The 14,797-nt window shown below is 60.8% G+C and carries 12 protein-coding genes; 10 read left to right on the top strand and 2 right to left on the bottom strand.

Going from position 1 to position 14,797, the window contains the following annotated elements; genetic code table 11:
- Window positions 1–48 precede the first annotated feature (48 nt).
- From ACN9M3_RS10200 to ACN9M3_RS10175, 6 genes are all read left to right on the top strand, one after another.
- Window positions 49–2,778: a type VI secretion system Vgr family protein gene (locus ACN9M3_RS10200; RefSeq protein WP_426170451.1), complete on the top strand. Its 2,730-nt coding sequence runs from the start codon at window positions 49–51 to the stop codon at window positions 2,776–2,778.
- A gap of 35 nt (window positions 2,779–2,813) precedes the next feature.
- On the top strand, window positions 2,814–4,346 hold the full coding sequence (locus ACN9M3_RS10195; protein WP_426322237.1) for a phospholipase D-like domain-containing protein: 1,533 nt from the start codon (window positions 2,814–2,816) through the stop codon (window positions 4,344–4,346).
- A 59-nt stretch (window positions 4,347–4,405) separates the two neighbouring features.
- Window positions 4,406–5,574, top strand: a protein-coding gene (locus tag ACN9M3_RS10190; protein WP_426317910.1) for an IS3 family transposase whose coding sequence is annotated in 2 segments (ribosomal slippage) — window positions 4,406–4,673 and window positions 4,673–5,574 — 1,170 coding nt in all. Because the reading frame shifts where the segments join, the coding sequence is not laid out codon by codon here.
- A gap of 162 nt (window positions 5,575–5,736) precedes the next feature.
- Window positions 5,737–6,120 (top strand): phospholipase D-like domain-containing protein, encoded by a 384-nt coding sequence (locus tag ACN9M3_RS10185; RefSeq protein ID WP_426322235.1) that lies wholly within the window; start codon window positions 5,737–5,739, stop codon window positions 6,118–6,120.
- Window positions 6,121–6,203: 83 nt separating this feature from the next.
- Window positions 6,204–7,706 carry a tetratricopeptide repeat protein gene (locus ACN9M3_RS10180; RefSeq protein WP_426322233.1) on the top strand — a complete coding sequence of 501 codons (1,503 nt, stop codon included), beginning with the start codon at window positions 6,204–6,206 and terminating at the stop codon, window positions 7,704–7,706.
- 175 nt (window positions 7,707–7,881) lie between these two features.
- On the top strand, window positions 7,882–8,160 hold the full coding sequence (locus ACN9M3_RS10175) for a PAAR domain-containing protein (protein ID WP_426170448.1): 279 nt from the start codon (window positions 7,882–7,884) through the stop codon (window positions 8,158–8,160).
- Window positions 8,161–8,168: 8 nt separating this feature from the next.
- Here the strand turns inward: ACN9M3_RS10175 and ACN9M3_RS10170 are convergent, their stop codons facing one another.
- Together ACN9M3_RS10170 and ACN9M3_RS10165 are read right to left on the bottom strand one after the other, a co-directional pair.
- Window positions 8,169–8,771: an energy transducer TonB gene (locus ACN9M3_RS10170; RefSeq protein ID WP_426170447.1), complete on the bottom strand. Its 603-nt coding sequence runs from the start codon at window positions 8,769–8,771 to the stop codon at window positions 8,169–8,171.
- A gap of 1 nt (window position 8,772) precedes the next feature.
- Window positions 8,773–9,699 (bottom strand): histone deacetylase family protein, encoded by a 927-nt coding sequence (locus ACN9M3_RS10165; protein WP_426322230.1) that lies wholly within the window; start codon window positions 9,697–9,699, stop codon window positions 8,773–8,775.
- Window positions 9,700–9,772: 73 nt separating this feature from the next.
- Between ACN9M3_RS10165 and ACN9M3_RS10160 the strand changes: the two genes are divergently transcribed.
- Genes ACN9M3_RS10160 through mltB form a run of 4 tightly spaced genes read left to right on the top strand, consistent with a single transcriptional unit; the run spans window position 9,773 to window position 14,793 of the window.
- Entirely contained in the window at window positions 9,773–10,693 is a 921-nt protein-coding gene (locus ACN9M3_RS10160) for an AAA family ATPase (protein ID WP_426322228.1), read from the top strand.
- A 49-nt stretch (window positions 10,694–10,742) separates the two neighbouring features.
- Window positions 10,743–11,678 carry a DUF58 domain-containing protein gene (locus ACN9M3_RS10155; RefSeq protein WP_426322226.1) on the top strand — a complete coding sequence of 312 codons (936 nt, stop codon included), beginning with the start codon at window positions 10,743–10,745 and terminating at the stop codon, window positions 11,676–11,678.
- Window positions 11,675–13,690, top strand: a complete 2,016-nt coding sequence (locus ACN9M3_RS10150) for a transglutaminase TgpA family protein (RefSeq protein ID WP_426322224.1) — start codon at window positions 11,675–11,677, stop codon at window positions 13,688–13,690. The genes ACN9M3_RS10155 and ACN9M3_RS10150 overlap by 4 nt, the downstream gene beginning before the upstream one ends.
- Entirely contained in the window at window positions 13,681–14,793 is a 1,113-nt protein-coding gene (gene mltB / locus ACN9M3_RS10145) for a lytic murein transglycosylase B (protein WP_426322222.1), read from the top strand. The genes ACN9M3_RS10150 and mltB overlap by 10 nt, the downstream gene beginning before the upstream one ends.
- Window positions 14,794–14,797 lie beyond the last annotated feature (4 nt).

The raw sequence follows: 14,797 nt of genomic DNA, 5'->3' as shown, positions 1-14,797 counted from the left end.
CTATTGTCAATTTGCAACACCAATCCTTCGTGGTTGGGCCGAAAATGCATGAGTAAGTTCATCCAGAGTTTCAGGGAACTCATTAGTACCCCTCAACACAACCGTATTTTGCGCCTGGCTTTCCCGCATAAAGACGGCCCTGCCGCGCAACTGCTGGTAAACCGCCTCGACGCGGACGAGGGCCTGTCGCGGGACTTCGAATTTACTGTCGAACTCCTCTCAGGCAGCGCCACCCTGGAACTCAAACAACTTCAAGGAAAGCTCCTTTGCATCGAATTGGTCAGGGGCGATGGCACTCTGCGCTATTTCACAGGTTACTGCTTTGCATTCCGCCTGAAGCGGACCGACGGAGCGGTGGCATTTTACGAGGCTCAGCTCGGTCCCTGGCTGAAATACCTGAGCCTGCGTAAGAATAGTTACCTCTTCCACAACAAGAACCTGCACGGCCAGACAGAAACCATCCTGGGCAGCTACGGTGCCCTCCCCGACTGGGACTGGCGCGTCGCCGGAATGGATCCGCAAATGACAGACGCCTGCCAGTTTGCCGAAAGCGACCACAATTACCTCAGCCGCCGATGGGAGGCTGCTGGCCTGCTTTACTGGTATGAGCACAGCAGCACCGGGCATAAGCTGATCCTGACGGACGACTCCACGGCTGCCGCCCCCATCGACGGCAGCGGCAGTGCCCCCTTCCAGCGCCACGGCGGCGCCACCGAAGAAGACGGCATAGGCGAATGGTCGCCCACACGCCAGGTTATGCCGGGCAGCGTCCGCTTGTCCCAGTACGATTTCAAGAACCCTTTGCAAAGCCCGCAAATGCAAAGCACTGCTCCCACCTTGAACAAGCAAGGCTCGGTGCTGGATATCGAATCTTACGAATACACCGGCGCTTACGGGTTCAAAGACCAGGACGGCGATGGTCTGGCAACCTTGCGCATGCAAGAGATGGAAGCGCTTGGCAAGCACTTTGACGGTGCTGGTAACAACCGCTTCATGATGCCTGGTCGCGCCTTCCATTTGACCGGCCATTTCGATGACACTGCGGATTTCGGCAACGCCACCTCGAACCAGAACGAGTTCCTGGTTCTTCAGGTTCGCCACATAGCCACCAATAATTACTTGCAAGAGCCTGAGTACGCCGTCGAGTATGCAAATAGCCTGAGCTGCATCCGCAAGATGATTCCATGGCGGCCAGGACGCAGCTTCAACAGCATCGACACCAAAATCTTTGCGCCACAGACAGCGACGGTGGTCGGGCCAAACGGAAACGACAGCATCCACGTCGACGAATTTGGACGGGTCCGCGTGCAATTCCATTGGGACCGGATTGGCCAGCACGACGACCGCAGCTCGGCCTGGATCAGGGTCGTCAATCCATGGGCAGGCAGCCAACTGGGCAGCCCCGCAACGCCAAGGGTCGGCAGCGAAGTCGTCGTGCAGTGGCTGGATGGTTCACCTGACCGCCCCATCATCATGGGAGCCGTCAGCAACCAGGACAATATGCCGGCGTGGAAGCTGCCCGAACAACAAGCGCTGACCGGCATGCGCAGCCGCGAGCTGGCACCGGGCGGCGGCAATCAGGCCGGCGGACGCAGCAACCATCTGATCCTCGATGACACCAACCAGAACATCCAGGCCCAGCTCAAGAGCGATCACCAGCACAGCCAACTCAGCCTCGGCAAGATCACCCGCATCGAAGACAATGCCGGACGCAAAGATACGCGTGGCGAAGGGTTTGAACTCGCCACCGGTGCTTGGGGCGTGATCCGGGCCGGTCTCGGCATGTTGGTTTCGACCGAAGCGCGCGAGCGCGCGCGCGGCACTGTGAAGGACATGGGTGAATCCGCCCGGCGACTGGACGTGGCGAGCGAAAACCATGCCGCGCTGGCTGACCTGGCGCAGCAGGCTGGTGCCCAGGAAGCACAGCAACAAGCCATCGTGGCGGCTGGCATCCAGCAGCAAAACGACGCCATCCGGGGTGGCAGTGGCCCCTTCCCGGAACTGAGCAAGCCCTTGCTGGTGCTGGCCAGCCCCGCTGGCATCGCAACAACAACCGCCCAGTCCACGCATATCGCCAGCGACCAGGATACCGCCTTGACGACCGGCAAAAACTTGTCGCTCGCCAGCGGCGGCAGCCTGTTCGCCAGCGTCAAACAGACTTTCCGCCTCTTCGTCGAGAACTTGGGCATGAAACTGCTAGCCTACAGCGGCGATATCGACATTCAGGCACTGAAGCACAACATCCACATGCTCGCCAAACTCGATATCAGCATGACTGCCAATCGCATCACCATCAGTGCCAAGGAAGAACTGAAAATCATCGGCGGGGGTAGCTACAGCATCTATAAAGCCGGTGGCATTGAGCATGGTACCAATGGGGACTTCGTCGCCCACGCCGCAAAACATAGCCTCGTGGGGCCGCAAAACGCGACACCGCCAACCTTGGTTGACAAGGACCTCAAGCCCACACCAGAGCAATTGCACTACACCATTCGATCGCGCGCCGGCGGGCGGCCTTTCGCCAACGTCCCCTACGAGCTGTACAAGGGCGACGCCAAGGTCGAGGATGGCCTCAGCGACGAGTTCGGCCGCATCGTCATCGATCACGAGCCAGGAACGCCGCAATATAAAGTCAAACTGCCGACCGGCGAAGAGTTCGTGGTGGCCGTCAGAGAGCAATTGGCCCAGGCGGGCGACGCCGCCCATGCGGAACAAACGCTTTCCAATCGCGGTTCACGCGCCCTCGACGGCGAAGCGCAAAGCCGCACCTATGTTTAAACCGGCACCATCTGACAGAGTAATTCAAGCAATTCATGACCGATCCGATCAAACGAACTGAAACCTCGCACATTTGCGAAACAAACCGCACCGCCAATGGTTCAGTGCAATGGTTTGCCGAAAATCGCAACAAAAAAGGCGCGGCAAGCCATCCGATCACGCACAACAATCAACTTAAGTTGTTCATCTGCGGCCAGGAAGGGTTCGCCGACATCGCAGCAGAAATCGCAGCCGCCCAACAGAGCATCGACCTGGTGTGCTGGGGCTTCGACCCCGGCATGGAACTGGTGCGCACGGGGAAAACCTGGCCACGAGGACCTACCTACGGCGACCTGCTAATCGCGGCGGCCAAACGTGGCGTCACAGTTCGTCTGCTAATTTGGCACGACACCATTGGAAGTTGGCTGCAAAAAAACATGCCGGGCTATTCACACGATAATGATCCCTGGACCGATGACCGGGTCGACAGGGAACACTTTAGCGCTGCAAATAGCCTGGCGCGGCGCCAGGCTGCGCAGAAGGACCCCGGCTTCTTCAGCAGACTCAAGCAGGAGAACATTCACTCCGATGCTCGCACCGAATATTGCTGCAGCTGGTACAAGGCGGCGATGCATGGCTTGCTGGGCCTGATTAAAGTTCGGGTCCGTACAGGAGATGCGAGTGCCATCAACTCCGCCCTTGGCATGGAAAGGCTGAAACCCGGCAGGCTGCGCGATGGCGAAGTCGAACGTGCGCTCCTGGTGCACGGCGGCACCCACCACCAGAAACCGATCCTGATCGATTACGCCCACAATGAGGGGGCGAAAGCCGTCGGATACGTTATGGGCCTCAACTCCGTCACCGACTACTGGTGTACCACGGCACACTTGCTGGAAGACTCTCGCCGCGAATGTGGGGGCGAGAAAGAAGCCGAGGAGGCCGTGCAACTTAGCGCTGCCGACGGCACTGCAATAGTTAATCCTGACCAAGGCTTTGCCACGCTAAAGCCCTACCAGGACTACGCATGCCGAGTTGAAGGCGCTGCCTTGCACTGCCTGTACAAGAATTTTGTCACTGCTTGGGATCGCGCCGTCGACGACCGAACGCGCGCAGCGGAACGCGCCTGCACGAGCTGGCAAGATGGCTGCAGTGCCCCGCCCGCCCGCTTGGCGCGCCCGGCAAGGCCCGACGATTCTACCGTCCAGATCGTACGCACCCAACCCGAAGAAAATGATGACATGACGATCAAAGAGGTCTATTTCCAGGCCACCGATATCGCCGCCCTCGGCGGTGGCTATTTGTATATGGAGAACCAGTACTTCCAATATGAAGACTGGTCGCGCCGCCTGCTCGAAAAGCGCAAAAGCGTGGTCGCCGCCTGGAACCGTGCCCGCGCAAAAGCCGGCAAAAGCATGGAAGAAATGCCCCACATGCATGTATTCATCGTCATCCCGGCCCCCGAGCGCGCGCAGATGGTTCCCCGCACCTACGACACCCTTGCCGTACTCGGTCAACAAGATGGCATGACCGGTCAAGGCAAGCTGATCAAAGACGCCAATGAAAACCCAAAACGCCACATCGTAGTCTGAGGTAACCTGACTTTTTCGGACACTCTCGTTTGTTAAACTTAGCAACGGGAGAAGCATTTATGAAATCGAAGACATACACACCGGAGTTCCGGGCAGAGGCGGTCAAACTAGTCCTCGCACAGGGACTGACACTGGAGGAAGCCGCGCAGCGGCTTGACATTCCTAAGGGAACACTGGGGACTTGGGTTAACGCTGCAAAGCGAAGCAATGATACTGGGGCTGCTCCCGGTAGTCGCAGCGTGGCGGAGCTTGAAGCGGAAGTGGCTAGGCTGCGCAAAGAATTGGCCGTTGAACGCATGGAGAAGGAAGTGCTAAAAAAAGCAACGGCGTACTTTGCAAGGGAGTCGCTGCCAGGTACGCGTTCATGAAGTCGGTGCGACTCGACGGATACCCGACGGATTTGCTTTGCAGGGTCTTCAATGTCTCTCGCAGCGGCTTTTACGCATGGCAGGGGCGCAAGCCGTCGCGCCGCGCTCAGGAGGACGCCAAGCTGAAGGTGGCGATTCAGGCCGTGCATCAGCAATCGCGCGAAACCTATGGCACGCTGCGCGTTCATCCTGAACTCCAGGAGCAAGGATTTGAGGCCGGGCGTGATCGCGTCGCCAGGTTGCGGACAGAACTTGGTCTGCGCTGCAGACAAAAGCGCAAGTTCAAGGCCACCACCAATTCCGGGCATGACATGCCGGTCGCGCCGAACTTGTTGAACCAAACGTTCCTGCCGACGCGGCCAAACGAAGCCTGGGTGGCAGACATCACCTACATCGCGACTGAGGAAGGCTGGCTCTATCTGGCCGGCGTGAAGGACGTTTTCACCTGCGAGCTGGTGGGGTATGCGATGGGGCCACGCATGACGCAGGACTTGACGGCGCAAGCCTTGTGGCGGGCTGTGCGCAACAAAAGACCGGCGGCGGGATTGATCCATCATTCTGATCGCGGCAGTCAATACTGCGCCGAGAAATACAGGAAACTGCAGAACCAATTCGGAATGAAGACTTCGATGTCGCGCAAGGGAAACTGCTTCGACAACGCGCCGATGGAGAGCTTCTGGGGCAGCTTGAAAAATGAGCTGGTTCATCATCGTCGCTTTGCATGCAGGTCTGAAGCGCAGGCGGCCATTACGGAGTACATCGAGATCTTCTACAACCGCCAACGGCGTCATTCGCGCCTTGGCTACAAATCGCCGGCACGCTTTGCGGCAGACTTCAACAAGGAAGTGCTGGCAGCTTGAGACGAGAGTGTCCACTATTGACAGTACACCTCAGTCACCCGAGCCGGCGCCCGCGACTTAGGCCCGGCCCCGCCGCCTGAAGTGGTGCAGTACGCGAATACCATCAGCAAGCCTAGTCTGAAAATGTTGGAAGATCAATTCGGCCTAAGGGTGAGCACTGCCATGTTACAAACAAGCGGCGTCGACAAAGGTCATTGGCGCTATCGCGAAATCTACATCCATTCAAAGCTGCTGTTAGTTGACGACAGTTTCTTCACGTTGGGCAGCGCCAACTTAAACCAGCGCAGCATGGCGGTCGACAGCGAGATCAATATCGCGAGCGACGATCCGCGACATGCGACGGAATTGAGGCAGCGCATATTTAAGATGCATAGCGGTGACGTAGTATCAGGAGGGAACGGCACGGCGGAAGAGATTACTTCAGCATTTAAGAAATGGGCCGATTTGATGAAGACAAACAAAATACAGAAGTCAAAGAGGCAAGGCATGACCGGCTTCCTGCTTCCTTTCAGTGACAATCGCAGTTCAACAATTCGTTTTAGTTAGTCATGCTACTACTACAGAACTTTCAACGATTAAGGGCGCTTGCTGCGCTCGCATTCTTATGTTTCACGTTATTCGCTTGCAAAATGACACATGACAGCCGCCCGCGAAGTCAAGAACTTCCACTTTTTAACCCTCACCGCCCAGATTTCACTTGCACGGTCGAGGCTGATAAGTTGCCCCCAATTGATGCGCAAGCCGATGCGTGGTTGAAAAAAGCCATTGAACTCGAAGACCCGTCCATCTACGTAGACGACCGTGATTACAAACAAATCGTTGCGCTGACGAGGCAGGCCGCCGAGCGACATCACTGGAAAGCGATGCTTAATCTGGCCAGCCTTTACCTAGAAAAACGTGATCCCCAATACGGCGCGCAAGATGCAATCAAGCTAGTCGAAGACGCGATGCAGCTCGGAGTACCTGCTGCCTTTGATCGCATGGGTGTTTATTACATGAATGGCACAGGAGTCGACAGTGACGCCACCAAAGCGTATTCATTTTTCCAGCGCGCAGCTGAAATGGGTAACCCACAATCGATGACTTTCCTTGGCGAGAAATTGACGGCAACTTGGGACAGTCCGGCGGATGGATTTTGGGCAAATATCCCTATTGGAAGAAAAATGCTCGAATGCGCCTTTGGACAAGGTTTCGGTCCAGCGGCATACTACTTGGCGTCCGAATACCGCGAAATCGCCCGCAATCCAACTCGAGAGAACAACGAACGTGCGTTGAAGGTTTTACACGAGGGGGTCAAATTGGGTTGTGCAGACTGTGCTAACAAATTGCAGATCGAATTCGGCGAGCCATTTGATCCAGCCAAGATGCTGCCACCACAAATTGACAAGAGTCGCGCGCAACGCTATGGAATTCTTGGTGATGCTTTGAGCTTTAACCCCAACCGTCGGTTCCCCAACCTCGACAAAATTTTGCCACTGCCTCCAGCTAAACTTCCTCCTTGGGACGGCAAGAAAGAATCCTTGCTGAAAGCTGCGATGGGTGTGAATCCACCACCAGTTGCACCACCACCAAGCGCAGCGGCCCAACTCAAAGGCCGACACTTCGTGGCTGCCGAATTCACGCTGCGCAAGTCTGAAGTCAAGGCCCCAGCAGTGCTGGCGCCCGCTCCGGCCTACTGGCAACCTACCGCGCCAGGTCAGGATGCCACGATCCAGGCAGCGCTGGCAGCTATCCCGCCAGGCCTGTACTTGCAGGACGAGCCCTTCGAACGCTTCTATCAGCCAAATGGTGGCGGGCGTTTGATCAGCGACGTGGTATGGGAACGTTGGGACACCATCCGCCACGACCACTCTTCGGTCGCACCACGCGCGGCAAGCGGACTTACGCGTACCGCCCCGCTTCCTCTTGCCCAATCAGCCGCAGCCAAGGATCTTTGTCCTGCCACCGGCACTTGGCAACCGTGGGTGCACCCAGATCACGCTTTGAGTTGCATCGTCAATCAGTCTTGGCGACAGGCATGGCTCACAGCAGGCCAGCCTTTCCCGCAAGCGGACAAAGACTGGCTACTAGACCTGCCAGCAACGGATTTGACGTGGCACCTAATGGATGCTGCCGATGCGCAGGTCAGCTAAATTGACCCACATTGAAATCATCTTGTCGCACCGAATGCATAGCTACCCTCCGGCGGCCTACGCTCATCTGACAAAATATCTCTCCCAATGCCGCTGAACAAGCTATGCAGCGATCACGTCACGTCCCGAGCAATGCGGTCCGGGAAAAGCGTTCTGTTCTCCTCGAAAGGGAAGTATGTCTTTAGTAATCATCACTGTGGGCGACAAAACCAGCCATGACGGCAAAGTCATTAGTGGTTCGCCTGATCACGACATCGCCGGCAAGGCCATTGCACGGCTAGGCGACGCAGTCGATTGTCCGGACCACTACCCGGGCGGCAAGCCACACGGGATCAACAAGATCATCACCGCCCACGAGTCACTGACAGTCGGCGGAATTCCCGTAGCGGTGGAAGGTTGCGAAACTGAGTGCGGATGCAAGCTGATTGGCAGCTCCAACGCCTCGGTCGGCTGATAGCACGATTACTTCAGCAGCACCCTGCCAAACGAGGTATCGGTGCGCTCGCCGCTGGCGCCAGGTGCAATGCCGAAGCGGCAGCCGGCGACGTAGGCAACTGCGTCACGCACCACCTGTGGGGCATAGCGCCCCGGTTCGGGAATGATATTGCGCGGCACACCGTCGGAACCGACCAGGAAGCGTACCTTGACGCCGGCGCGAAGTTCCGCCTGCTGGTCGAAGTTGGCGTAGCCGGCGATGTGGGGCTCCGCCTTGCAGCTCCCCGGGATCAGAACCGGCCGCAATGGCGCCGGGCCTTCCAGCGTCCACGCATACTGCAGCGGGAACACCGTGCCTTCGCGCGCCGCCAGCAGGCCGGGCTTGAAGCGGCAGCGCGCCAGGCCCGCCAGCGCCGCCTGGTCCAGGATGCTCCAGCCGCTGCCCTGCTTCACATGCGCATTGCGCACGGCGCCGTCGGGCCCGACCTGGAACTGCAGCGTGGTGGTGCCTTCGATTTCGTAGCGCACGGCTTCGCGCGGCCACTCGGGCACGGTGCAACTGGCCGGGGTGGCCAGCGACTCATAGGGGAAAGCGCTGGCACCGGCCAGCGCGAGCAGCAGCGACAGCATGTCAGATCTCGGCCAGGGCCTTTACGTGGGCCACCACGCTGCGGCCCAGGGCCGACAGGTTGTAGCCGCCTTCCAGGCAGCTCACGATGCGGCCTTGCGCGTGCTGGCGCGCGACCTCCATCACTTGCTGCGTCATCCAGGCGTAATCGGCTTCCACCAGGCCCATGCCGCCCAGGTCGTCCTCGCGGTGGGCATCGAAGCCGGCGGAGATGAAGATCATCTGCGGCTTGAACGCGTGCAGCGCCGGCAGCCACTTTTCCTGCACCAGCGCGCGCACCGTGTCGCCCTTGGAACCGGCCGGCACCGGCACGTTGACGCGGTTCGGCGTCTCCGGCAGCACTTCGCAATACGGATAGAAGGGATGCTGGAAGAAGCTCACCATCAGCGCGCGCGGCTCGTCGAGCAGCGCTTCTTCGGTGCCGTTGCCGTGATGGACATCGAAATCGACCACCGCCACGCGCTCCAGGCCGCGCACGTCGAGCGCATGCTTGACGGCGATTGCCACATTGTTGAACAGGCAGAAGCCCATCGGCTCGGTCGGCCGCGCGTGGTGGCCCGGCGGGCGCACGGCGCAGAAGGCATTGTCGATTTCGCCGTCAATCACGGCATCGGTGGCCGCAATCGCGGCGCCGGCCGCACGCCGCGCCGAGTTCCAGCTATGCGCGTTGAGCGAAGTGTCGCCATCGATCGGGTAGTAGTCGCCGGCAGCCGGCAGGTGGTCGCGCACGATGGCGATGGCGTTGGCAGTGTGGTTGCGTGCGATGGAAGCTTCCTCGGCCAGCGGGGCTTCGCGGTGTTCCAGCAGGTCGTCGATGTGGGCGTTGATCAACTGGTCGGCAATGGCTTGCAGGCGCGCCGGGCATTCTGGATGCCAATCGCCCATTTCGTGGCGCCGGCAGTCGGGATGGCTGTAAATTGCTGTGCTCATGAATCGCGTTCTCGCATAGAATGCGACTAATCTACCACGCGGCGGCAGGTCCACCAAAACACGTACCAAAACCATGTATACCAAATTACACGCCGTAGCACGCCAGGTTGGCCAGGTCATCGTCGGCAAGGAATTGCAAGTGCGCCAGTCCCTGACCTGCCTGCTGGCCGGCGGCCACCTTTTATTGGAAGACTTGCCGGGCGTCGGCAAGACCACGTTGTCGCACGCCCTGGCGCTGTCGCTGGGCCTGCAGTTCAACCGCATCCAGTTCACCAGCGACCTGCTGCCGGCCGACGTGGCCGGCATTTCGATCTATGAACGCGAGCTGAATGCTTTCAGCTTCCATCCGGGCCCGATCTTCACGCAAGTGCTGCTGGCCGACGAAATCAACCGCGCCACGCCGAAGACCCAGTCCGGCCTGCTGGAGGCGATGGAAGAGCGCCAGGTTTCGGCCGATGGCGTGACCCGCCCCCTGCCCGAACCGTTCTTCGTGATCGCGACGCAGAACCCGACCCACCAGGTCGGCACCTTCCCGCTGCCGGAATCGCAGCTGGACCGCTTCCTGATGTGCATTTCGCTCGGCTACCCCGACGCTGCCGCCGAACGCGCGCTGCTGATGGGCGAAGACCGCCGCCAGATGCTCAAGCACCTGGCGCCGGCCATGACGCCGGCCGAACTCTTTGCAGCACAGCAGTCGCTGCGCCAGATCCATGCCTCGCCGGCCCTGATCGACTACGTCCAGGCGCTGGCGCAGGCTTCGCGCCAGAACGGCTTCTTTGCCGAAGGCCTGAGCCCGCGCGCCGCGCTGGCCCTGCTGCAGGCGGCGCGTGCCTGGGCCGCGCTGGAAGGCCGCGACCACGTCATGCCGGAAGACGTGCAAGCCGTGCTGGTGCCGGTCTGCGCGCACCGCCTGCGCCCGCTCAAGTCTTCGCACGGCACCGCGATGGCCAGCCGCGACCTGGTGCTGCAGCTGCAGAAATCCGTACCTGTTTAAGTCCATGTTTGCTGCAACGCAGAGATGGCTCAGGGGCTGGATCTTCCAGTTGAAGGAAAGGGAACCGGGCGAGGTGCAGTTGGTGATGCGCCGCGTGTTCATCCTGCCGACCAGGCCCGGCCTGGCTTTTATCGGCCTGCTGCTGATCATGCTGATCGGCTCCATCAACTACACCCTTGGCCTGGGCTTCGTGCTGACCTTCTTCACCGGGTCCTGCGCCATCGTCGACATGTACATGACGGCCAAGAACCTGGCCTTCCTGCACTTGTCGCCGGGCCGTGCCCAGCCGGTGTTTGCCGGCGACGAGGCCCAGTTCGAACTGCTGGTGCGTAACGCCACGCCGCGCGACCGCTACGCGATCTGGCTTGGTTTCCAGGAAGACGGCGAACCGCGCCAGTCGATCGATGTCGCGTCGAAAGGCAGCGCGGCTATCGTGCTGTCGCGCCCCACCACGGAACGCGGCTGGCTGGCGGCGCCGCGCGTGCGCCTGTTCACCCGCTTCCCGCTTGGCCTGTTCGGTGCCTGGTCGTACTGGCAACCGGACCTGAAAGTACTGGTCTATCCGCAGCCGGAAGTGGCGCCGCCGCCGCTGCCGACCACCGGCGCTGCACGCGAGGATGGCCACGGCACCGTGGGCCTGGATAATTTCTCCGGCATCCGCAACTACCAGCCGGGCGACCCGATGCGCCACCTGGCCTGGCGCCAGATTGCGCGCCTGCACCCGGCCGATGGGGGCAACCTGGTCAGCAAGCATTTCGAAGGAGGCGCCGTATCCGACTTGCTGCTGGACCTCAACGCGCTGCCGCCGCAGCTCGATATTGAACTACGCTTGTCACGCCTGACCGCCTGGGTGCTGGAAGCGGAGCGGCGCGCCCTGTCCTACGCCCTGACCGTTGGCCACCGCCAGATCGCGCAAGGCCTGGGCGAGGCGCATTGCGCCGACTGCCTGCGCGTTCTCGCCTTATACGGCAAGGAGGGTGCATGATTGCGCGCCTGACCGGCATGGCCAACCGCCTCACACGCGACAAAGCCGACACCCTGTTGCTGCTGCTGGCTGCCGTGATGGTTCTGCTGCCGCACTTCGGTCACCTGCCGCTGTGGACCTCGGCTGCGGTCTGCCTGACCCTGGCCTGGCGCGGCGCCATCACGCTGCGCGGCAGCCGCCTGCCGCCCATGTGGCTGCTGCTGCCGGTCTCGCTGCTGGCCATGGCTGGCGTCTACCTGACCTTCCGCTCCTTGCTGGGGCGCGAACCGGGCGTCACCATGCTGGCCCTGCTGCTGACCTTCAAGCTCCTGGAAATGCATGCACGGCGCGACCTGTTCGTGGTGATCTTCCTTTGCTTCTTCCTGCTGCTGACCAACTTCTTCTACTCGCAATCGATTCTCACGGCGCTGGCGATGATTGCCACGATCATCGTGCTGCTGTCGGCGCAGATTACCTTCCAGTTCACCGGCGCCGTGCCACCGCTGGCCGCACGCCTGAAGCTGGCCGGACGCATTTTTCTCATCGCCGCGCCGCTGGGCATGCTGCTGTTTGTCGGATTCCCGCGCATCCAGGGGCCGTTGTGGGGCTTGCCGGGCGACGCCGCGGGCAAGAGCGGCATGTCGGACACCATGTCGCCCGGCTCGATGAGCAGCCTGGCGCTGTCAGAAGAGGTGGCGTTCCGCGCCAGCTTCAAGGGCGCCGCACCGCCGAAAGCGCTGCTGTACTGGCGCGGCCCGGTGATGAGCAACTACGACGGCCGCACCTGGAACCGCATCGCCCAGGCGCTGCTTCCAAGCGCCCAGTTGCGCCTTTCCAGGCAACTGGCCTGGAAAGGGCCGTCCTATCCCTACGAGGTGACGCTGGAGCCGGGCCGCCATCAGTTCCTGTTCATGCTGGAACTGAGCGAACCGGGCGCCAGGACCAGCGACGGCGATACGTTCTATACCGGCGAGCTGGAACAGCTGGTGCGGGCCAGCAGCGACAAGCGCCTGCGCTACAGTTCCGTGGCACATCCGGATTACCTCGCACAACCCGACCTGGAGCCGCAGGCGCTGAGGCGCTGGCTGCAGCTCCCCAAAGGCTACAACCCGCGCACGCTGCGCTATGCGGCGCAGATCCAGGCCCTGCGCGCCGAACGCGGCGACGAAGCCGCCATTGCTGCCGTGCTGGACATGTTCCGCAAAGGCTTCGAATACACGCTGGAGCCGGGCCGCCTGGGCCGCGATGAAATCGACGAGTTCCTGTTCGATACCCGCAAGGGCTTTTGCGAACACTATTCCAGCGCCTTCGTCTACGTGATGCGGGCGGCCGGCCTGCCGGCCCGGGTGGTGACCGGCTACCAGGGCGGCGAACTCAATCCGGTCGATGGCTACTATACGGTGCGCCAGTCCGATGCGCACGCCTGGAGCGAAGTCTGGCTGGGCCCCCAGCGCGGCTGGATGCGCATCGACCCGACTGCCGCGGTGGCGCCGGAACGCATCCGCACCAGCCTGGCGCAAACCTTGCCGCAAGCAGCACCTTTCGGCTTGCAAGGCCTGGCCGACCTGGCGCGCGACCAGGATTCCTGGCTGGCGCAGATGCGTTTTGGCATCAGCGCGATGAATAATGCTTGGAATCAATGGATCCTCGACTACAATCCAAACAGGCAGCAAGATTTCCTCAGAGAACTAGCCACGGCCTTTGGCGACTGGCGCCTGCTTGCGGCATTGGCCCTGTGCGCCGGGCTGTGGCTGATGATCAAATACCGCCGCAGCGAAAGCGCGCGCGACCCCGTCGATGCTGCTTACCTCGCCTTCTGCCGCCAGCTGGCGCGGCATGGCGTGCACAAGGCGCCGGACGAAGGCCCGCTGGGCCTGGCCCAACGCGTGCGGCAGCTGAACCTGCCCCGCGAGAAAATAGCGGCCATGACAGGATTCCTGGAGCTATACGGCGCGCTCAAATATGGCGCACCGGTGGCGCAAAACGATAACTCGGTCGCACGACTGAATAGTTTGCTGAAGCAATGCCGATGACTTTTCTAAAGAAATTCCCCACCATTACGCTCGCCCTGGCTTGCCTTGGCCTGGCACTGGCGCCAGTGGCCGACGCCGCCATCCACAAGCCGGCCAAGGTCAAGAAAGCGCCAAAGAAGCCAGCCATTGACTACAGCGGCGAATTCGTCAACTTCGGCCAATGGAAGGACGTGCAGCAGTTCATGGGCGACCTGGAACTGAAGCATGGCGTGCCGATCGCCGAATCCGAAAAGCTGTTTCTCGAACTGCGCTATATCGACGCCGCGGTGCAGCTGGTGAAGCCGGCGCCGCCGGGCAAGCCGAAAAACTGGCAAGCCTACAGCAGCCGCTTCATCGAACCCAAGCGCATCAATGCGGGCGTCGAGTTCTGGACTGCCAACCGCGACACACTGGCGCGGGCCGAGGCGCTGTATGGCGTGCCGGCCGAAATCATCGTCGGCATCATCGGCGTGGAAACCATCTACGGCCGCGACATGGGCAAGTTCCGCGTGCTCGACGTACTGGCCACCCTGGCCTTCTCCTACCCGCTGACGCCGAACCGCGAAGCGCGCATGGAATTCTTCCGCGGCGAACTGGAAGCAGCCATTGTTTCGGCGCGCCAGACCGGAATCGACCCGCTATCGCTGACCGGTTCCTACGCCGGCGCGGTTGGCATGCCGCAATTCATGCCGAGCAATATCTACAAGCTGGGTGTGGACTTCGATGGCGACGGCAAGGTCGACCTGCGCAATTCGCCAGCCGACGCGATCGGCAGCGTGGCCAATTTCCTGATTGCTCATGGCTGGAAGCGCGACGACCCGGCGCGGCTGGCCTATCCGGCAACCGTATCGCCCGAACGCGGCTGGGAAAAATACCTGGGCACCGGACTGGAAGCCCAATATAGCGGCGCCGACCTGCTGGCTGCCGGCGTGCACCCGGACGCCGACCTGCCGCCGGGCCTGTACGGCCTGGTCGACCTGCAAAACGGCCCTGAACCGACCGAGTACTGGGTTGGCAGCAATAATTTCTTTTCTATCACCAAGTACAACCGAAGTTATTTCTATGCCATGTCAGTAGTCGAACTTGGGCGCGCCGTAAAGCTTTCAATGAAAGAAACTTTGTAACTGC

The organism is Pseudoduganella sp. R-43 (genome assembly GCF_049913255.1).
GTDB lineage: Bacteria > Pseudomonadota > Gammaproteobacteria > Burkholderiales > Burkholderiaceae_D > Rugamonas.
The sequence above is the reverse complement of the archived record's forward strand: the minus strand, read 5'-3'. Positions and strand labels throughout refer to the sequence as shown.

Bases quoted from the DNA above. Each gene is read 5' to 3' on its own strand.
- ACN9M3_RS10180 (WP_426322233.1), top strand. From the start codon at position 6,204: ATGACACATGACAGCCGCCCGCGAAGTCAAGAACTTCCACTTTTTAAC.
- ACN9M3_RS10175 (WP_426170448.1), top strand. From the start codon at position 7,882: ATGTCTTTAGTAATCATCACTGTGGGCGACAAAACCAGCCATGACGGC.
- ACN9M3_RS10200 (WP_426170451.1), top strand. From the start codon at position 49: ATGAGTAAGTTCATCCAGAGTTTCAGGGAACTCATTAGTACCCCTCAA.
- ACN9M3_RS10195 (WP_426322237.1), top strand. From the start codon at position 2,814: ATGACCGATCCGATCAAACGAACTGAAACCTCGCACATTTGCGAAACA.
- ACN9M3_RS10170 (WP_426170447.1), bottom strand. From the start codon at position 8,771: ATGCTGTCGCTGCTGCTCGCGCTGGCCGGTGCCAGCGCTTTCCCCTAT.
- ACN9M3_RS10165 (WP_426322230.1), bottom strand. From the start codon at position 9,699: ATGAGCACAGCAATTTACAGCCATCCCGACTGCCGGCGCCACGAAATG.
- ACN9M3_RS10160 (WP_426322228.1), top strand. From the start codon at position 9,773: ATGTATACCAAATTACACGCCGTAGCACGCCAGGTTGGCCAGGTCATC.
- mltB (WP_426322222.1), top strand. From the start codon at position 13,681: ATGCCGATGACTTTTCTAAAGAAATTCCCCACCATTACGCTCGCCCTG.
- ACN9M3_RS10185 (WP_426322235.1), top strand. From the start codon at position 5,737: ATGTTACAAACAAGCGGCGTCGACAAAGGTCATTGGCGCTATCGCGAA.
- ACN9M3_RS10150 (WP_426322224.1), top strand. From the start codon at position 11,675: ATGATTGCGCGCCTGACCGGCATGGCCAACCGCCTCACACGCGACAAA.